Origin of the sequence: Pelosinus fermentans DSM 17108 (assembly GCF_000271485.2) — a bacterium.
Classification (GTDB): Bacteria; Bacillota; Negativicutes; order DSM-13327; family DSM-13327; genus Pelosinus; species Pelosinus fermentans.
In genome coordinates this window covers 434,663-455,052 of the sequence record NZ_AKVN02000001.1, presented here as the reverse complement: position 1 = coordinate 455,052, position 20,390 = coordinate 434,663, and the positions used below count along the sequence as shown (strand labels likewise).

The window sequence follows — 20,390 nt, the reverse complement described above, 5'->3', positions numbered from 1 at the left end:
TATCGATTACTTCCAAGACCATTGGTGAACATTATTAACAATTGTCCAGCCATAACCATGAGGATGAATTTTCTTATCAATTACATTGAGATTTTCTCTGACGAAATAAATGTGTTTAATTTCCACCAGCCACACCCAAGGGGAGTCAGCTTGAGGAGTCACACCTGCAGCACCATCCCATTGTGCTTTTTTCCACAACGGATACGATGCTTCCACAGAAGTAGCTGCTAATGCTTCGTCAATGTATGTATCTACAGTTGGATTGGAATAAGATGCATAGTTTTTACCAGTATAATAGTGGCTCCTAACTCCAGTAGGAGAATGCGATCCGGCACCAAAAACATGGGGCGTGGCATAACATAAAGTTGCAATCTGATCCCAGCTTGAGCCCATCGGATTTACTTTTATCCCTACTGGTTTTAGCATTTCTTTCACAGCCATTGCAATTCCAGTTCGAACGGAGTTTGATGAAATATAGAGAAGATCAAACTCGGCTTTTAAGCCCTGTTTTTCATAAATACCTTCTGCATTTAATCTCCAGCCGTCTGCTTCTAAAATGGTTTTTGCTTTTGCGGGATCATACGCTACTTTCATGGCCTCATTTTCCCAAGGTTCATTAACGCTGTCACTATAAGCCACTGAGCCATAGCCGTTTAGAACATTCTTTACGATGGCCTCCCGGTCAATAGCGCAGGCAATTGCCTGGCGAATTGCTAGATGGGAAGTAACGTTATTGCCGGCAGGATAGGTTTCTCCATTTCTCTTAGCAGGTGTCTTATTCCCTGCAGGAACAGCAGGGAGATTCAGTCCGCGAATATCTTCGGTATTGAATGCAAGGATATTATATCCTTTTATCGGATTAACGGTATAAGACGGAGCTGTATAGGCCACATCTACTTGTCCGCCTTGAGCCGCCGCATAAGAAGCATCTTCCGACATAAAGACAATTGAAACTTTCTTCATTTTTGGTTTTTCACCATAGTAATTAGGATTGGCTTCTAAAATTACCTGCTGGCCTTTATCCCATTGCTTCAGAATATACCGGCCGGAACCAATCGGATTTTTACCATAGGTCGCAGCATGATAAGCATGTTCGGGAACAATACCAACAACAGCAGCCGTATAAGCAAACGCTGAATAAGGTGTATTAAAATGAAAAACCGCAGTCGTATCATCAATGGCTTCCACCGATTTTAGCATAGACAAATCGGTCTCAGTGGCCTGCTTCATAGCATTATTATAGGTAAAAGCCACGTCTTTTGCAGTAAGCGGCACACCATCCGTAAATTTTACATCCGAACGAATTTTAAAAGTCCATGTGAGACCATCCGGCGAAATCGTATACTCTTTTGCCAGGTCATATCCAATAGTAATATCATCTTTTGTAATTAATAAGGTACTTTGAATTAAAGGATCGTGTGTATGCTCACCGGCAGCCCAACCCATAATCGGATCGAATCCGGCAGCAGGCTCTGATTCGGCATCCATGGCAATTACGACACTGTCTTTTGCCGCCGTACCCGCGTCAGTCTTATCTGCTTTACCACAGCCAACTAATGTAAATAAGAAAGTTACTATTAAACACAACGCTAAAATTCTTTTGTTCTTCATACTTTCCTCCAAACATTTTTTCCTTTTACGTGATCCATTGCCTTACATGCAATAGTAGAAACTCCCGAGCCATTCACCTCCTTTTCAAGCACCATTAAGGTGCTTTTCAAACGCCAAAGCTTCGTAATTTCTTCCTTTTTTAATTTTTTGCAAAAAAAATGTAGCAGAAAACCGGGGTGAACTTTCTCCCCAATGGTTTCATACCACAATTTTAGATCTATATATTTATGTGTTTTACTACTAAAAGTTAGAATATGACTTCTGCCATATTTATAAAATTTCCATAATTCTATTTTTACTAAATTATAACAGTGAATAATAATTCTGTAAAGATGGCATGTCAAACTCATTATAATCATAACCTATAGTTATCATATCATGATTATTCAATATTTCAATTATTTTCATAGCAGGAATATAATAAAGATAAAAATACATCTAGTATTCAGTATATTGTATTTTTAATACATTCAAAAGGAGACGATGTACTCCACTGTGGTGCCTTATTCCCAGGTCGAGAAGCAAAGATTTCTTTAAGAAGAATGTATAGCTGCCATATCACTATTGATCAGGCTTCTAAAACCCTATCGCAACTGAGTAATACAATCATTTTATAATTTTTACTTATTTAGGAGGATTAATTATGTCATTAGTCAAGGTAGAATTTTCAGAAAAAGTGGGTATTATTACGCTAAATAATACCCAGAAACTAAATGCATTAAGTGCCCAGCTCGTCGATGATATTATTGAAGCACTTGATAATTTTCAAAAACAGAAGATCCATATCATTATTTTGCGTGCTCCGGAGGGGTCTAAGGTATGGTCAGCAGGTCATGATGTTAAAGAATTACCGTCAAAAATGCGAGATCCTTTAAGTTATTATGATTCACTTGAGGTACTTTTACGAGCTGTGGAAGAATACCCGGGTCCGGTTATTGCAATGGTACACGGCAGTGTCTGGGGTGGTGCTTGTGACTTAATAATGACTTGTGATATGGTGATTGCCGATAAGACGGCTAATTTTGCCATGACTCCTGCTAAGCTTGGAGTTCCCTATAATTCTACAGGTATTTTACATTTTATGAATCGTTTACCGATTAATATTGCTAAGGAGATGTTTTTTACTGCTGAATTAGTACCTGCGGAACGGGCTTTAAACGTAGGCATTATCAATCATTTAGTTGCAGAAGAAGAACTTCTCTCTTTTACATTAAATTTAGCTGCGACAATCAGCACCCGGTCGATGTTATCGATTGCGGTAATTAAAGAACAGTTCCGTGTTTTATCAAAAGCATATGCCATCACTCCATCCGCTTTTGAACGAGTACAGGGGATGCGGCGTAAGGTTTATGACAGCCATGATTATGAAGAAGCGATTACTGCATTTTTAGAAAAACGCCCGGCAAATTTTAAAGGCGAATAAGCTTTCTTCACAACTAGGGACACGGGGAGTAGAAATTTTAAAATGATAAGAATATCATGTGATTAATTCTGCTAACTTTTCGCCTTTTATTTCTTCTGCTTTCCATGGTATTACTGCAAAGTTCCCTTGTGCGATTTCATCCACTTTATTGATCCAAGGAATCTCATGCAAGGATTTTGTTTTTAACAATGGGCTTTGTGTATTCGTCATTAACAAGCTTGCATTAATAACCCACCATTTATTATGAATCCCTGCTCTTTTTAAATCGTCTTGTAACCTCATGGCTTCATATACAGGAGTCGCTTCTGGAAGAGTTACAATGACCACTTCTGTTTCTTTTTTATCTCGTAATCTAGGCAGCAGCTTCTTTACTGATTCTGGTATATCTCCATGAGATTTTTGTATTTCCTTATGATAACTTTGTGTGGCATCTAATAGTAATAACGTGTGACCTGTAGGTGCTGTATCAATCACTACTACCTCATCATCAGCCTTATCGACAATCTCAGCAAAAGCACGGAATACAGCTATCTCCTGTGTGCAGGGAGAACGAAGATCCTCTTCCACATAAGCAATATCTTCTTCTTTCATCGTCTCTCTTGCCTTTGCCAAAACGGTTTCTGTATAATTACGAAGTTCTTCTTTCTCATCAATCTTACTTAACCTAATTCCATGGCCTTCTTCTACGACAAATTTCAGATGATCTGCTGGATCCGTAGTGGTTAAGTGGACTTTTATACCTTTTGCAGCAAGACCAATGGCAATAGCCGCTGCTAACGTTGTCTTTCCTACTCCACCTTTGCCCATAGTGAAAATCACTCTTTTTTGTGATCGGTAGAGATCTTCAATTAACTCTTTAACTTTTGGCAACTCTTCTTTATTTAACTTATAGCTTTGCGTTTCTAAATAATCTTCTTTTAATAGCATTCTTATATTTTTGATTCCTGTGATATTATAGGCCCGCAGTGGAATCTGATAGGTTTGGATTCCTTGTAAATGTTCCGATATATTTTCTAATGCTCCTTGTTGTTTCGCATATAATTGTTCTGCCACTTCATCATTTTCAACATCTAGCTCCAATACACCATTTACAACTAATAGCTGATTATTAACCCCTAAGTCTTGTAGTTCCTTAGAAGCTCTTTCCGCTTCCTGCAGGGGAGAATATTCAGGTCTAGCCAGTAAGATGAGTGTTGTCTTTGCCCCATCGGCTAGGGTATTAACAGCATTCTTGTATACTTCTTTCTTACTTTCCAGTCCCGATAATTGACCTAAACAAGATGCCCCATGCGTACTTTCACTAATAAAATTGCTCCACGCGGATGGCAGCTGCAGCATTCGCAAGGTATGGCCTGTTGGCGCTGTATCAAATGCTATATGATCATATTCTGTTTGTATTTTTTCATCTGTTATAAAGTTAGAAAATTCATTAAAAGCCGCAATCTCCACAGTACATGATCCTGAAAGCTGTTCCTCCATATTCTTTATAACACTGGGTGGCAATTTGCCTTTATAGGGTGCGATTACTGATTCTTTATATGTCTTGGCGGCTTCTTCCGGATTTAGATTTGCTACTACAAGATTAGGTACTTCTTGAATGGGAGTACCTTTACTATCCAGATCAATACCAAAAACATCTTGCAGGTTGGATGCAGGATCGGTACTGACTAACAATACTTTTTTCCCTTGATCTGCTAAAGTAATGGCAGTTGCACAAGCAGTTGACGTTTTTCCAACGCCCCCTTTGCCTGTGAAAAATAAATACTTCGTCAGATTTATAGTGTCAGGATTAAATATTTTATACATGTAGTTCCTCCTAGTTTTTTTTAGCAGCATCCACCTTCATCACAACAACATCCTTGTTGTTTTTCAAGAACTATGCTTGCTAATTCTTCTATAGGCAGACCCGCCCATTTAGCAAATTCAGCTTGTGTCGGATATTCTCTAGTCTTAACTACTTCTCCATCGACTACTGTAATGGGTAAGACTTCTACTTCCTCTTTCATTAAATACTCATTTACCTTCTTATGATCTATAAAAGCTTGAGGTTCAGCAGAAAGACCATAACGGATGACTGTGATCCCCTTTTTAGTGAGAGTATTGATAGTTGTAGCCACCCTTAAAAGCTCTTGATCAATCCCTGGTCCACAGATTCCTGTTGCACAACACATTGCTGGATCAAAAATTTCAATTTTACTCATTTCTATCTCCCCTTATTTTAGTAATTTGATTACCTTATGTTATTCGCATATCCTTATATGCGAATATATGCATGTACTCTTTAATAAGAAGGTGTTAAGCACCTGTATTTTCTAAAGCCCCGCATTCATCGTTTTGTTCCCGATAGATTTTAAGCTTCTCTATATCATGTTGATATTGGGGATGATTGGCAAGATCTTCCTCTAATAATGTTCTGATAAATGAATATTTTTTAATGATATCTTTGTTTATGCCATAGTATACCCACTGTGCTTTTTTCTCGCTATAGATAATCCCTGCGTCACGAAGTTTAGCCAGATGCCTAGACACGTTGGACTGACTGCTTTGCATTATGGCTTCAATTTCGCATACACACAAATTTTCAACTCGCAATAAACTCACAATGCTAAGTCTAGTTTCATCACCTAATGCTTTTAATACCCGTGTTAAATTCAATGTTTTCTACCTCCTTGCCAGCAATCCTATTCCGTCAATTACTATACTGTATGTTAGCTGATTGAAATATGTGTTATATGATTATATTCAATTTTGATCATATAACATATATTTCAATTTGTCAATATGGTGGTTCTTGTAATTTATACATAATTCTCCCCTATAGAGTAGACGTTTTTATTGTCTACTCTATAGGGTATTTTTTTTAAAGTTCGTTTTACAAATTTTTTTATTTGAAATTAACATTCCCGAACTGTCTGCGGGCACTTAATAACAATTCGGTTACAGAATTTAATTTTTCTTTAGTCGCCCGGAATTTAGGAATACTAACGCTTAGGGCAGCAATTATATTGCCGTTGGACTCCAAAGGCACAGCATAGCAACATAGTCCCTTGGTGATTTCTTCGTATTCTTTAGCAATATGCTCTTTTCTAATTGTTGATAAGTGATTATTTAAAATATCGAAATCCGTAATTGTATTCTCTGTATAGGGAATTAAGCCCTCTGGATATAATTTTTTTACTTCTTCAATGTCATAGTTGCTTAATAAAGCTTTTCCTAATGCGGTGCAATATGCAGGAAGTCTTTTTCCGACACGAGAGATAATGCGAATATCCAAGCCCACTTCGGGTTCCTCTTTTAAGACGTATAAAACATTGTTTCCTTCTAAAACCCCCATTTGGCAAATCTCTTTAATTTCAGTAACGATACTTTTCATTATCGACTTGACGAATTCAAGCATGTATTCATCTTGAGAATAAGAAGATCCAATGCAAAAAGTGGAAATGCCTAGTTTATAGCGAAAAGAATCTTTACCGAGTTGGATGTAATTCATATCAGTCATCGTTTGCAAGATAGGGTAAAGCGTGCTCTTAGGAACCAAGATAACTTTAGATATTTCTGTAAGAGTTAATCCATCTGTATTAACAGATAAAAGATTTAATATATTTAATACTCGTTCTGTAGGTTTATGGGACATAAATACTCCTTATATAAATAAATTTTGTATTACTACCATTCTATTGATTTTAAAAAAGATTGTCTACTTAAATATGAATTGTGATTTACTCGCTAAGCACAATCAGGGGCAATGAAAAGTTAAAAGACTATTGCGAATAATGGCATAAGTGTGCTATTATCTAGTTAATAATTCTTATAAAGGAATCATGTTCGTATATAAGAATTATTAACATGCGCATGATTACTGTAATTCGATTTAAAAGTTATAAAAGGAGTGGTTAACACCAGAAAGAAATCCCATCATGTAGGTCATAGTCTTTGGAATATCATGAAATTGTAAGGAGGAAACTGTTTATGTCAATGAAATCAATTTATGATGTAAAAGATGTATCTGTATATAACATCTACACTCATGCTGAAGGGCCAAAAGGAAAATTACCTTTTAGTGAAAAGTTTTTAAAAGAATCGCCAAGTGGACATATTTTTGGAATGACTCTAAATGCTGGTATGGGTTGGAATCCGGAAAAACTTAATGATGATGATGTACTCATTTTAAGCACTCAAGGGGGAATTCGTGGTGAAGACGGCAGCACCATAGCCGTGGGGTTGCATACAGGCCACTACGAATTAGGTTTGCAGATGCGTGCGGCCGCAGATGAATTGGCACACCATGGTGCCGTACCGTATGCGGCTTATGTTACGGATCCGTGTGACGGGAGAAGCCAGGGAACTACGGGTATGTTTGATTCATTGCCTTATCGCAATGATGCTGCAATCGTGTTTAGACGATTGGCGCGGTCTCTTCCAACAAGAAAAGCGGTAATGGGTATTGCTACTTGTGATAAGGGATTGCCAGCAATGATGATGGCGTTGTCATCGATGCATGATTTGCCGACTGTTCTTGTACCAGGGGGTGCAACGCTTCAACCTGTAAAAGGTGAAGATGCTGGAACGGTTCAGACCATTGGTGTTCGATTCGCTAGTGATGAAATTTCTTTTGATGAAGCGGCAAGAGTGGGCTGCAGTGCTTGCGCATCTGCCGGTGGCGGGTGTCAATTTTTTGGAACGGCAGGTACCTCCCAAGTAATCGCCGAAGCACTGGGACTTGCAATTACACATTCTGCTTTAGCGCCTTCGGGTCAGCCTATTTGGGAAGAAATTGCAAGACAGTCTGCTAGAGCTGTGATGCAATTAAAGGAAAAGGGTATTACAACAAGGGATATTATTACTGATAAGGCGATTGAAAATGCAATGGTTTTACATGCGGCATTTGGCGGTTCGACAAATTTACTTCTTCATTTGCCAGCTATTGCTTTTGCAGCAAATTGCAAAGTTCCTACAGTAAATGAATGGGCCGCTGTTAATAAAAAAGTTCCTCGTTTAGTAAGTGTTATGCCAATTGGTCCGGTTAACTATCCAACAGTAAGTGTTTTTTTAGCTGGTGGAGTTCCAGAGGTTATGCTTCGCTTAAGAAAACTTGGTTTGCTGCATGAAGATGTTATGACAGTTACAGGTGATACGTTAGGAGCTAACTTGGATTGGTGGGAAAAATCTGAAAGACGTAAAAAATGCAGGGAGCGTTTAGAAGCATTAGATGGGGTAAATCCTGACGATGTAATTATGAACCCTGCCAAAGCCAGAGAGAGGGGATTAAGATCTACCGTAACATTTCCTGTTGGAAACATTGCACCGGAGGGATCTGTTGTTAAATCTGCAGCCATTGATCCAACGGTTATTGATGAAGATGGCGTATTCAGACACACTGGCAAGGCTAAAGTATTTATATCCGAAAAGTCAGCAATTAAAGCAATAAAAGATAAGAAAATACAAGCTGGCGATATCATGATTGTTATGGGTGGAGGTCCGAAGGGAACCGGTATGGAGGAAACTTACCAGTTAACTTCAGCATTGAAAAAACTACCTTTTGGCAAACATGTTTCTCTGATTACGGATGCTAGATTTTCTGGTGTTTCTACAGGAGCTTGCTTTGGACATGTAGGACCTGAAGCATTGGTTGGCGGGCCACTGGGTAAATTGCGAGATGGGGATTTGATAGAGATTATTGTTGATGGAAATCAGTTCGAAGGCTCACTTAATTTCATCGGAACCCAAGAAAATCAGCTTTCCTATGATGAGGCTGCCGAAGTATTGAAAAAACGAGAGATGCATCCAGGATTGCAGCCAGATCCGGATTTACCTGATGATACTAAATTGTGGGCAGAACTTCAGTCCATTAGTGGTGGAATATGGAGAGGCTGTGTCTATGATGTGGATAAAATCATCGAAGTTATCGAAGCTGGGAAAAAGGTTTTAGCAGATAAAAAATAAATAACAACACCAGTAAAAATTAGGAGGTAAATCTATGCCATTAGTAATTGTTGCAATAGGCGTCATTCTATTAATTGTTTTAATTTCTAAATTTAAATTAAATACATTTGTTGCACTCCTGATAGTATCATTTTGTGTAGCCCTTACACTGGGAATTCCTATGGAAAAAGTTGTTTCCACGATAGAAACCGGTATTGGTGGAACGCTGGGGCATATTGCGCTCATATTTGGTTTGGGTGCTATGCTCGGCCGACTGGTAGCTGATGCTGGTGGTGCGCAACGAATTGCAATGACCTTAATTAATAAATTTGGCGAGACTAAAATAGAGTGGGCCGTTGTAGTTTCCTCATTTATTGTTGGAATCGCAATGTTTTTTGAAGTCGGGTTAGTATTGTTGATTCCTATTGTTTTCTCGATTGCAAAAGAAATGAAGGTGTCGCTATTATCTTTGGGTATCCCAATGCTGGCAGCATTATTGGCTACACATAGTTTTCTTCCGCCACATCCAGGTCCTACAGTAATCGCTGGGGAGTATGGAGCTGATATTGGGAAAGTCTTGTTATATGGTATTATTGTGGCTATCCCCACCGTTCTTATAGCCGGTCCAATATTTACTCGACTGGCAAAAAAGATAGTTCCTTCGGCATTTGAGAAGAGAGGAAGTATTGATTCTTTGGGCGATCAAAAAGAATTTAATCTCGATGATACGCCAAGTTTTAATATTAGTTTATTAACAGCCATGTTTCCGGTGATTCTAATGCTGATCGCTACTGGTGTAAAAATGGTAATCGGCAATGCTGGCACAAATGTTGTGTTTAAAGTGATTGCATTTGTTGGCGATCCATCCGTAGCAATGCTAATTTCTTTAGTGATTGCAGTGTATACGATGGGAATTAATAGAAATATTTCTATTAAAGAAATTACCAGATCTTGTTCGTCAGCAGCAGCCTCTATCGGTATGATGTTATTGATTATTGGCGGCGGCGGAGCTTTTAAGCAAGTGCTTATTAATGGCGGAGTCGGCAAGTATATAGCAGTTATATTTGCTGGGACATCTATGTCTCCCATTCTTTTAGCATGGATTGTTGCAGCGATATTGCGTATTTCTTTAGGCTCAGCAACTGTTGCGGCGATATCTACGGCTGGTTTAGTTATTCCGATGTTAGCTCAATATGATGCTAATTTGGCATTGGTCACCTTAGCAACAGGTTGCGGCAGTGCCATTGCATCACATGTTAATGATGCTGGATTTTGGATGGTTAAGGAATATTTCGGCTTAACTTTGAAAGAAACGTTTGCTACCTGGACATTGTTATCGACAATTACTTCTGTTGTAGGGCTGATGTTTATTTTGGCGTTAGATGCAATCATTAAATAGTGATGATCCGAATAGATATTTTAAGGGTAACCAACAAAGTAGATATTTAATTGTAGGATATAGGAGGAATTTGAATTGAATTGTAAATATATTAGTCCGATTTTGACATCGATCAATGCCGATGGTACGGTAGATTATGAAACGATGCATAAGCTGTACGACACATTGATTGATGCAGGAATTGATGGAATTTTGGTTGGAGGCAGTTCTGGAGAGTTCTATGCTTTTACGTATGAGGAGATTAAGGAATTTATATTGGATGCGATTTCATATATTGGTAATCGAGCCATTGTGATGGCAGGCACAGGACGTATGGCATACAAGGAAACGGTGGATTTATCAAATTTGGCTTTAAAAGCAGGTGCAACATCAGTACTTGTAGTAGGTCCATATTATAGTGCTTGCAACCAGGAGGATGTATTTAACTATTATGATAATCTTTTAACAGATGTAAAAGGACCAGTTTATATCTATAATTACGAAGACCGTACTGGTTATGATGTAACAGTGGACACCTTTTTGCGCCTACTAGCTAAGCATGACCATCTAGAGGGCATGAAAGATACACATGCCGTGCTTCGACATACGCAACAGTATATTCAGCTCGTAAAATCTAAGTATCCGGATTTCATTGTTTATACTGGATATGATAATAATTGCATTCCAACGGTTATTTCCGGTGGTGACGGTTGTATCGGTGCGTTATCGAATGTATATCCGTCTCTATGTGCTGAGGTCATAGAATCTCTTCGCAAGGAAGATTTGAGTCAAATTATAAAGACACAACGATCGATTGATGAAAGAATGCGCTTTTATGAAGTCCATACACCATTCAATCCTGTGATGAAGTGGGCTATGGCAGAGTTAGGTTTGGGTATGCAGGAAAACTGCAAAGCACCATTGACTGCACTGACCGAAGATACAAAAGCTTCTTTGTCTGGTTTTGCTGATCAGTTATGGCGTAATAAATAGGAGCTTAGTGTCACCATCATTCTTATTGACAGGCGATATTCTTTTTGTTATGTTTAATAAAAGCTGATCAAAAAGATTAAAGGCTAAGAAATTTTCGTCTGAAAATTTTCTTAGCCTTTTTCATTTGATGCTAGAATGGGACACGGGGACAGGTTCCTTGTCCCATCTGCCCAAATTATGAATGCTAAAGACTTCTATATTTTAGATTATCGATTTACTTGCCACCATTGGCATGCAAACTAAATTTTGTAAATTAAACGATTGGATTTATTTTCTTTGACTGTTAACGTCATGATTTTGGGGATTAGGATCATAATAGGTTTTATCAAAGGTGTAAATTAGGATATGATAAAAAACATCCCGATCTCTCAGGGTTAATTCTAAATGATTTATTATCTATTGCTCTTTGTACTGCTAAGATCCCATCTAAATGATCGTATTCATGCTGAATTAGTTCAGATAAATCATCCTCAAATTCTAAAAAACAATCACTCCATTGTAGATCCTTATAAAATATTCTACATTTTTTATATCTATTTAACTTTACTTCCAATCCGGGAAAACTCATACAGTCATCCCACACTTGGAACTGTTCTTCTCCAAATTCCAATCTGGGGTTAATTAGGGCATATGATTTATTATCAAAATTCATATAGATAATTCTTAAAAATTCTCCAATTTGAGGAGCAGCAATCGCCCTGCCAAAGCCATATTTTTTTCTGAAATTTATAATTGTATCGTGTAAATCATTAACTACTTGAATTCTTTTATCCATATTTTCGGTAACTTCGCGTGAAACATTATAAAGAGATTCATTTCCTAAGAGTAATATTTCTCGTACAGCCATTTTTCAACATCCTTTCTGGACATGTTTCCGTGAACAGCAATAACTAGTTTATCCGATGACTCTCCCCACAGAATTGCAGGAATGCTTCTAATCGTCAAATTAATTTTCAACATGATTCTTTCCTAAATTCAGCAACAACCCTGCATGGTAAACCGGTCATTCCGGAAAAGTTTAGCGGGTAAGTATTTGCTACGAATGTGTTTGATTTTCTTTCTTCTAAGATTTCCGACAGGTTGCATAAGTTTTCTACGATAAAAACCCCCCTGTCTGCGCAATATTGATCTTTTGGGGTATGCTCTTTACCACGCCTTACCCCCGCACAATCAATACCAATAATGGAGATCTCCTTTTCTAAAAGTATATTAATTAATTCATCCGATAACTGGGGATGCTTTGTAAAATAGGCTTTCGATCCATAAGGTTCTTGTTCAATAAACTCTGTATAAAATGCAACAAACATATTTTTTTGTACTAGCTCAATGTTTATATCTTGAATCGAGATATCTCGATTCAAGATATTTCTGACATCAAAAACAATTGCTTTTCTTTTTACAAATTCCAAAGGAAATTCCTGGTTCATGACGTCAAAGTGAGTGCCTAAATGACCATAAGATACCTTTTTCTCATTATCGGCAGCATTTTTGTTGATCTCTGGTGAGATTTTGACGGTTAAATCGACTAACATGTGTTTCACTCCTATTTCTTATTTAACGTCTTAATTTGTTCATTTAAATAACTGTTGAAATCGACTAGGAAAGTACTAACAGTCTCTAGATTTTTAGTACTGATTTTTTCTAAAAACTCTCTATCACGCTTTTCCCAAGCCAAATGACGTTGCTCATGCTCTTTAAATAAAGAATATCCTTTCTTTGTTAATTTAAAACAAATTTCTTTTTGATTACTAGGGTTTTGATAATTGATAATGTCGCCTCTTTGTACCAGTTTTTTTGTTATTTTACTGATGGCGCTTCTAGTCATAGATAATTCTTTTGCTATTCGAGTAGCATTGGAATCTTCCATACGACCAATTACATCAATACAGTGAATTTCTGAATAGCCGTAGCCATGAAGAAATTCCTGTGATGTAATCTTAGATAAAATATCTTGTTTTTCATATAGCTCCGCGAATTGTAATAATAAAGCTTTAATTATTGTATCCATGGACACAATAATATGACAATCTTATTTATTTGTCAATAAAAAGCAGGATAAGCATATGTTCCTCTAATCTGGACACCCTATTAAAATCATATCGAAAATGTATCCCATACTATATGATTTGGTTTCATATAAAAAAATAAAATTCTGCAATGCATTAGTCGATACTCGTCTTATTGACACAAATTACCTTTTATAACACAATTTGAACATTAATTATTGACATATTCATGGTTCTTGATATACTTCTTTTAGAACGAAGTCCTGATAACCTTTATGAGACTATACGAGGTGGAATGAATATGCAATATTATTACATTAACAACAACTCCCATCCAGAAGCCATTAATGCTGGTATAATCTGGCTGACAAGGCAATGTATTTATCATATCCCGCATCATGGCATCTTAGCTGGCGTCCAAAAAAGTACGCTGGAAGCCGCCTTGCAAGATACAGAACTAACTCAATTTCAGATTCGGGAATCCATCCTTGCCGCTGAATTTAAAATTGGCACCGTCACACTTAAAATTATGACCACCAAGAATAATTTCCCGGTGGATCATACCGGCAGCGTGCTGGCTATTCATCCCAACCCGGTTCTTCTCAATCAAATCGATCAAATGCCTAACCTCAACAATGTTCTAATCATTCCCGCCGCACCAGGCGAATGCAAAAGCTGGATCACCGCGCACCAGGCTCAGGAAATTCCCGTTTAAACATATAGGGATAGCTATATAAGCTTTTAGAATCACTTGCTGAGCATGTGGTATTCGCTTACGCAACAATAGTAGCCTACAACCATTGAACGGTTGTAGGCTACTATTTGTTTGCTATTTTTTTACATTTGACCGATACGGTTTAATGGCAAAACGCCTTATTTTAATCCAATCGTTCCTACGCCATCTTTTATCATAATTTTCGTGCCAAATGCTGTCGATAAATCAGCAATATCACGCAAAATTCGTTCTCCGTTTTCTTTATCGGAAAATTGAGGACGACCGCGACGCGCTCTACCGTATTCAAATCCCAGTGAAAGCGGTTTTAAAGTAATTTCATCAATTTTCCCAGCCGTCACAGCAAAAGAAACCATGGCCGATTCAAATACTTTAGGATCGACAACCAGTCCTCTTGTTTCATTGGCACTGCGGGCATCCAGTCCATCAGATACAGTATTTTCTACACCCAAATCATAAAGGTCATAAAATTCTGTTGGCTGTCGTTCCACTGAATCATTTTGGAAAATAAAATCGCCAATACTATAAAAAATTGGACGATTTTTATAGATTTCAATACCTCGCCAAATATGCGGGCCGTGGCCAATATAAGCATGTGCACCGCTGTCAATGCACAACTTTGCAAAATCACGGGCAAAATCGGCTGGACGGTCTTTCTCCAAACCTTTACGCTCATGTGTATGATGACTTACTAAGACAACATCTGCCTGCCTTACGGCTTCGCGTATAGATCGTACAATACGTTCAGCATCTTTGGAATTCATCTTGGTTGCCGTGCCTGGCTCATCACATGGTTCAAACCTGATATTACCAACATAATAGCCGCCTTCAACCGGTTTTGCAAAGCCTTCCTTTTCGTCTAAAATTCGATTCGAATTTACCTCTGTCTGCTCAACGATTTCCTTTAACTTCTTAAAGTCCTCGTGGCGTACCTTGTGAATCGACTGATAACGAAGGACATTCGCCCCCGGCCGCCCAAGCACATCAGGTCTTTGCGCACTTGCCATACCCCACTCCGATATCGTAGATGTAATACCAATCAGCGCAACCCTTCCTTGAGGGGTATCAAGATATCGCGGTTGCGAAGCCTCTGCCAAATTCCTGCCAACACCAGCATGGATACATTTATTTTTATCGAGATGTTTCATCGTCGTTAAAACACCGTCGATATTCCAATCAATGGTATGATTATTGGCCCAGGCCATCATATTAAAACCAAGCTGCTTGATATCTTCCAAAACTTCCGGACGTGCAACCGCCCAGGTACCTCCACTTGTTGGAGCGGGATACACTTCAAAATCATGTAATAAAATCTCAAAGTTTGTAAATCGAACATCATGAGCTTCTATGTAGTTTTTCAATGTAGTAAAATGATCATCTTGCGGTAATCGCTGCGTAATAAAAGAGTCTCCTGCTGCTACAATAGTAATTTTCGACACAACACCTCAACACCTTTTAAAAAATTACTGCTCCAAATGAAGGATGACAATCTCTACGCTAACAAGAATAACATACCGACTATCATAGCGCCTACCATTGGCAAGCAGTTACGTTTTGCGATTTCCATCGGATTGACACCAGCAATACCAGCTATGATAATTGTGGCACCGGCAATCGGTGACATTGTGCGCCCTAGCGTACCACCGAGTGTGGCCATGCTGCCCATTTGCACCACTGACATGCCAAAATCGGCTGCATGTGGTGTAATAGCTTGATTAAATGCGAAAGTTGCCGCATCACCGGAACCAACAACCAATCCTAAAATAAATGGACCCACTGCTGCACAAACCTTAACAATTGCTGGATTGCTCAGCATTGAATCGGTAAAAGCTTTTACAAGTCCAATTGCTGTCAATCCAGAAACAAATACACCTGCCGCAATGATGATACCAAGAATTTCACCATACGCTTTTCCCATACCATCGAAGAATGCATTGCTCAAATTAACAGGATTTTTTCTCGTTACTAACAGCGCAAGTAAAGAACCGATAACCATGGCTTCTGGAACACCCATCTTAAATGCCGGAACAATTGCCATTGCACCTAAGATTAAAATGACAATCGGAAAAATCGGCATCAATGCGTATAGAATGTTTACCTTGAAAGATGCCTCTGCCTCAAAACCTTCGGCTTTATACCCTTTATGCTCTTTTTTGTAATAAGCGATTAACGTAATCAAAATTGTTGCTGTAAGCAAAGACGCAATATTCGCTTTAAAGTGGAATGCAATAACCTCCATAACACCCACACCGGCAATCTTGGCTACAAACGGGTTATGTGCCAAACCTGGATTCAGCATACTGCCATATGTACCGCATTTTACCGCTGCTCCCGCCATCGCCGGATGTACACCTGCCGACATCATCAACGGTACAAAAATCGCCCCTGCAGCCGCTGCCGTTCCCGCAGCACTTGGCAGTGCTACATTGACTGCATAGGTAGCCAAAACCACACCCGGAATCAAAAGAGGTCGAACCTTGGCAAGACCGTTTGCCATAAGATTAATTAAATGTTTATCACATTCTGTATACTTCATTACCATTGCAAAACCCATAACGGAACAAACTGCTTGAATCAGCCCGCTATTGGTCATTTCTTTTGCAAAAGCATTTAAAGAAACCATCGGCGTCCCCGCCACACAAGCCATAATAATACCAGAAGCTAATAATACCAGTCGCGCATCATAACGCTTGATCAAAAAGTAAACTGTAACAATTACTACAATAATACCAACAGCAGTCATCATAAAAAAATTCTCTCCCTCTAAAAAAATTTATAAAAACATTTATGTAACTTCTTATTTCAAATAAATCTATCCCCCTTCCTTTCTTGCTGAATTAAACTAAAAAGACGCTGTTTTTTCTTAAGAAAACAGCGCCCTTGCTATTGACATAATTATATCATATGTTTAGACAAAAATCTACAACATCTGCAGACATTACTGTCAGTCAGCCTCATATAGTCAAGGGGTGAATCCCTTTTCAATGAGACACGGGGACAGGTTCGCTATCCACATAACAAATCTAACGCTAATCTTTATATTAAATTTAAAGAGAATCCCCATCATCTACTAATAAGGTAGATGATGAGTAGCCTTGAAAGAAATATTTATACTTTAAATTGGGCTATAATAGAGCGAAGTTCCTCAGACATTTTAGCTAACGCTTCACTAGAGGCAGCAATCTCTTCCATTGATGCAGACTGCTCTTGGGCTGAGGCAGAAACAGTCTGGGTATATCCAGTTGTCTCACCATTAATTCTGTCGATTTCTTTAATTGAGGAAACAATTTGCTCACTGCCGCCTGCTACCTGTTGAATTGCAGCAGAAATATCCCGGATTTGATTGGAAACCTGTTCAATTAATTTCAATATCTCCCCGAAAGCCTTGCCTGCAATATGAACTACTTCTGAACCTCGCTTGACTTCATTCGTCCCCTCGGCCATTACGTTAACTGCTTTATCAGTATCACCTTGAATTTCACCAATTAGTACTGCAATATGTTTTGCTGCGTCCTGGGATTGTTCAGCTAGTTTACGAACTTCTTCCGCTACCACCGCGAACCCTCTGCCCTGTTCACCAGCACGTGCTGCCTCGATTGCAGCATTCAATGCAAGGAGATTTGTTTGACCGGCAATTCCAGCAATGGTATCGACAATTTGACCAATCTCTTTTGAACGATTGCCAAGTTTCTCGACTACCTGAGCTGAGTTCATTACTGTTTTCTCAATATTCTCCATCTGTTTTGTAGTATCTTCGATTGCCTTACCGCCATCTTGAGCAGCAAGCGCCGTCTTTTCAGCAGTAGCTGCTACATTTCCAGAGTGAGCAGCTACCTGCTGTATACTAGCAGACATCTTTTCAACAGCATCCTCGGCAACATCTACTGCTTTTATTTGTAGTGTACTGCCTGAAGCTACTTCCGTTATCGTTTCAGCGATTTGATTGGCAGCTACAGAGGATTGTTCTGCACTTGCCGTAAGTTCCTCGGATGATGCTGCTACCAGTTCTGCTGAAGTAGCAATTTGTTGAACCAAACTGCGTATTTTTTTTACCATCGTATCAAAATGGATCTCCATTGCATCTAATTCGTCTTTACCATCGGCACTCTGTGCGGCCGTCATACCTAGAGCAGCTACTTGTAAGGTTAAGTCACCTTCTGCCATTTTTTCAATTGCTTTATTCATTCTTATAATCGGCCTTGTTATTTTCCTTGAAACTAAAATACCAAAACCACAAGCAGCAATAAGAATCAAACCAATTGTAATAAAGGAGGATCTTAGAAAGGGGGCCAATTTCACAAGAATTTCTTCTTCCGGTACATTGATCCCCAAGCTCCAATTCGTTCCAGGAATAGGAGCGAAAGCAATGTACTTCGTAACGCCCTCGTCTGCGTAATTACCAGTTCCGGTTTCCGCATTGACCATTTTATTCATTATATTTTTAAGCTGATCTTTTGCATTAGGATCCTTTAATATATTCGTCTTCATGATTTGGTCTTTATCAGGATGAATGATGGTTAAACCATCGCCCTGAATTACATAGGCATAACCGCTTTGTGCAACCTTAATTTGATTCACACGTGAAATGAGAGCATCAATAGGCACTGTACCGCCAAGAGCCCCTATAACCTGGTTATTCTTTTTGATTGGCGCAACCACAGAAACCACCAATTTACCATCAGCCTTAGAGATAATTGGATCGGTAGTTGTCACTTTACCAGTTGACATGACCTGTTTAAAATATTCACGATCAGCGATATTTGTTCTATCCCCTGATGTATGAATGGATTGCCCCTTTGCATCTACAAGCCAAAACCGTGAATAAATAGGATTTCGCTTGGTCTCTTCTTTTAAATAAGCAAGTGCCCCCTGGGTATCTCCGTTAACAACACTTTGATTCGTTGCCAATATGGAAACCTCAATTTCACGAGTATCTTTCCACGTCCCAATGTCTTCAGCATAGGCATCTGCCCGATGAACAAGATCCTCCTCAACACCTGAAACCAATATGCTTTTTGCATTGTAGAAATTACATACTCCTAGAATGCTTAATGTTATTAATAGTCCAATTACTAAAACAGCTGTAACCTTTACCTGAATACTTTTCTTTATCCATATAAGCAAATTCATAAATAATTCTCCTCCATCCATTTTTCACTTATCATCCAAATTGCCAAATTACTATATGAAACCCGACCTATCCCGCCAAAAAAAATAGCACCCGCCCAAGGCAGGTGCTAATTAACTCATCACGATTCACTTAATTTATGATTCACTAGCAACCTGGCAATCATAGACAACTCGTCTTTAGACCCATAGCTTTGCGTCCCAACCTTTCAATTGGTTTGCCAAAATATTCTTTTCAATATTGTTTATTCTACACCCAATAACCTGTTTCGTCAATGAACGCAGAAATACAGCGTTGGGACACAGGGACAGGTTCCGTGTCCCAAAATAATTAACCCAATCTTTAGCTCATCATTACTAGGTATAAATTGATTGCCTTCTGTGCTGGCAATCATGATTGATTTGCCATTACTTTACTTGCCAAACCGCTGAGATAAAACTTTAGGCTAGAAAGACATTCTTACTACATAAAGGCTTACTATCCTCTGGCATCGACTTTAGCAATATCATAATAAGAACTTGCAGCATAATTTTCTTCAGCTTGTATTCTTTCTTGTAATTTATTATCAGGAAGCGCCGTCTTTGCTGTCAGTTGATACCCCATCAATGTTTGATCATTATTCATAAGTCCATGAATATTCTTATCATCCACCGCTTCCGTTTTTGACGCATCTTTGTCTTCGTCCTTATTTTTAGCAACCCTGCCTATCAAAATCTTGAAGTCTTCTCCTATAACTACATAAGTGCATTCATAGTCTCCTTCTTGTTGCGTAACGTATTGCCTTTTACCCTGATTACTATTCACCTCGCTCTTATCACTTTGCTCCAGACTAGACTTCCTTTGTGGCGAAAAAGAAACCCCAGTTATACCCAAACTCATAACGAATCACCATTCCCTTTATCAAATTTATTTAAAAAGCAAACAATCAATGCTTCGCTATTTTTACTGACCTGATAGCGTAAAAACAATCATCACGTAGAATGACTTGACACCTTCTATTATTATTATCGTATAAAGTGTGTACTATCTTTACTTCTTTGTAAATTTTTGCAGAAGCGATGATGACGGTTCTCTTGCTTCTCATAATTAAATTACGCCTTAAAAGTAGGAGAAGCGACGGAACCGTCCCCCATGCTTCGCAATCACCCTCCTTCTGGCGCTGGTTGCCGCCTGAAGAAGCAGTGAGTCCAGCTAAC

The 20,390-nt window shown here is 38.6% G+C and carries 17 protein-coding genes and 1 riboswitch; of the genes, 5 read left to right on the top strand and 12 right to left on the bottom strand.

The features are described from left to right. Positions 1–6: 6 nt before the first annotated feature. Positions 7–1,611 carry an ABC transporter substrate-binding protein gene (locus FR7_RS02090; protein ID WP_007938340.1) on the bottom strand — a complete coding sequence of 535 codons (1,605 nt, stop codon included), beginning with the start codon at positions 1,609–1,611 and terminating at the stop codon, positions 7–9. 643 nt (positions 1,612–2,254) lie between these two features. Here FR7_RS02090 and scpB point away from each other — a divergent pair. Beyond that, positions 2,255–3,034, top strand: coding sequence for a methylmalonyl-CoA decarboxylase (gene scpB / locus FR7_RS02080; RefSeq protein ID WP_007938336.1), 780 nt, complete (start codon positions 2,255–2,257; stop codon positions 3,032–3,034). A gap of 54 nt (positions 3,035–3,088) precedes the next feature. Here the strand turns inward: scpB and arsA are convergent, their stop codons facing one another. From arsA to FR7_RS02060, 4 genes are all read right to left on the bottom strand, one after another. Further along, a complete protein-coding gene (gene arsA / locus FR7_RS02075; RefSeq protein ID WP_007938334.1) occupies positions 3,089–4,840 on the bottom strand; it encodes an arsenical pump-driving ATPase in 1,752 nt (583 codons plus the stop codon). A gap of 20 nt (positions 4,841–4,860) precedes the next feature. Next, positions 4,861–5,235 (bottom strand): arsenite efflux transporter metallochaperone ArsD, encoded by a 375-nt coding sequence (gene arsD, locus FR7_RS02070; RefSeq protein WP_007938331.1) that lies wholly within the window; start codon positions 5,233–5,235, stop codon positions 4,861–4,863. Positions 5,236–5,329: 94 nt separating this feature from the next. Continuing rightward, complete coding sequence (locus tag FR7_RS02065; RefSeq protein ID WP_007938329.1) at positions 5,330–5,689, bottom strand: ArsR/SmtB family transcription factor; 360 nt, start codon at positions 5,687–5,689, stop codon at positions 5,330–5,332. 229 nt (positions 5,690–5,918) lie between these two features. Continuing rightward, positions 5,919–6,668, bottom strand: coding sequence for an IclR family transcriptional regulator (locus FR7_RS02060; protein ID WP_007938327.1), 750 nt, complete (start codon positions 6,666–6,668; stop codon positions 5,919–5,921). Between the two features lie 335 nt (positions 6,669–7,003). On the opposite strand from FR7_RS02060, the gene FR7_RS02055 reads away from it, so the two are divergent. The 3 genes from FR7_RS02055 (at position 7,004) to FR7_RS02045 (ending at position 11,327) form a co-directional block, all read left to right on the top strand. Further along, a complete protein-coding gene (locus FR7_RS02055; RefSeq protein ID WP_007938326.1) occupies positions 7,004–8,977 on the top strand; it encodes a YjhG/YagF family D-xylonate dehydratase in 1,974 nt (657 codons plus the stop codon). Positions 8,978–9,011: 34 nt separating this feature from the next. After that, positions 9,012–10,355 carry a GntP family permease gene (locus FR7_RS02050; protein WP_007938324.1) on the top strand — a complete coding sequence of 448 codons (1,344 nt, stop codon included), beginning with the start codon at positions 9,012–9,014 and terminating at the stop codon, positions 10,353–10,355. A gap of 75 nt (positions 10,356–10,430) precedes the next feature. Beyond that, a complete protein-coding gene (locus tag FR7_RS02045) occupies positions 10,431–11,327 on the top strand; it encodes a dihydrodipicolinate synthase family protein (protein WP_007938321.1) in 897 nt (298 codons plus the stop codon). A gap of 325 nt (positions 11,328–11,652) precedes the next feature. On the opposite strand, the gene FR7_RS02040 is transcribed toward FR7_RS02045, so the two are convergent. The 3 genes from FR7_RS02040 to FR7_RS02030 all read right to left on the bottom strand — a co-directional run bounded on the left by FR7_RS02040 (position 11,653) and on the right by FR7_RS02030 (position 13,335). After that, a complete protein-coding gene (locus FR7_RS02040) occupies positions 11,653–12,174 on the bottom strand; it encodes a peptide deformylase (RefSeq protein ID WP_007938320.1) in 522 nt (173 codons plus the stop codon). Positions 12,175–12,280: 106 nt separating this feature from the next. Next, positions 12,281–12,859 (bottom strand): cyclase family protein, encoded by a 579-nt coding sequence (locus FR7_RS02035; RefSeq protein WP_007951770.1) that lies wholly within the window; start codon positions 12,857–12,859, stop codon positions 12,281–12,283. Between the two features lie 11 nt (positions 12,860–12,870). Then, complete coding sequence (locus FR7_RS02030) at positions 12,871–13,335, bottom strand: MarR family winged helix-turn-helix transcriptional regulator (RefSeq protein ID WP_007938313.1); 465 nt, start codon at positions 13,333–13,335, stop codon at positions 12,871–12,873. A gap of 299 nt (positions 13,336–13,634) precedes the next feature. Here FR7_RS02030 and FR7_RS02025 point away from each other — a divergent pair, with 299 nt between their 5' ends. Continuing rightward, on the top strand, positions 13,635–14,048 hold the full coding sequence (locus tag FR7_RS02025; protein WP_007938310.1) for a hypothetical protein: 414 nt from the start codon (positions 13,635–13,637) through the stop codon (positions 14,046–14,048). A gap of 158 nt (positions 14,049–14,206) precedes the next feature. Here FR7_RS02025 and FR7_RS02020 read toward each other — a convergent pair whose 3' ends face one another. From FR7_RS02020 to FR7_RS02005, 4 genes are all read right to left on the bottom strand, one after another. After that, positions 14,207–15,505, bottom strand: a complete 1,299-nt coding sequence (locus FR7_RS02020) for a CapA family protein (RefSeq protein ID WP_007951769.1) — start codon at positions 15,503–15,505, stop codon at positions 14,207–14,209. Between the two features lie 53 nt (positions 15,506–15,558). Beyond that, positions 15,559–16,812, bottom strand: coding sequence for a C4-dicarboxylate transporter DcuC (gene dcuC, locus FR7_RS02015; protein ID WP_007951767.1), 1,254 nt, complete (start codon positions 16,810–16,812; stop codon positions 15,559–15,561). 362 nt (positions 16,813–17,174) lie between these two features. Next, on the bottom strand, positions 17,175–19,196 hold the full coding sequence (locus tag FR7_RS02010; RefSeq protein WP_007951765.1) for a methyl-accepting chemotaxis protein: 2,022 nt from the start codon (positions 19,194–19,196) through the stop codon (positions 17,175–17,177). Positions 19,197–19,340: 144 nt separating this feature from the next. Beyond that, a riboswitch (cyclic di-GMP riboswitch) is annotated at positions 19,341–19,426 on the bottom strand. Positions 19,427–19,671: 245 nt separating this feature from the next. Beyond that, positions 19,672–20,073: a hypothetical protein gene (locus FR7_RS02005; protein WP_007938306.1), complete on the bottom strand. Its 402-nt coding sequence runs from the start codon at positions 20,071–20,073 to the stop codon at positions 19,672–19,674. Between the last annotated feature and the right edge of the window lie 317 nt (positions 20,074–20,390).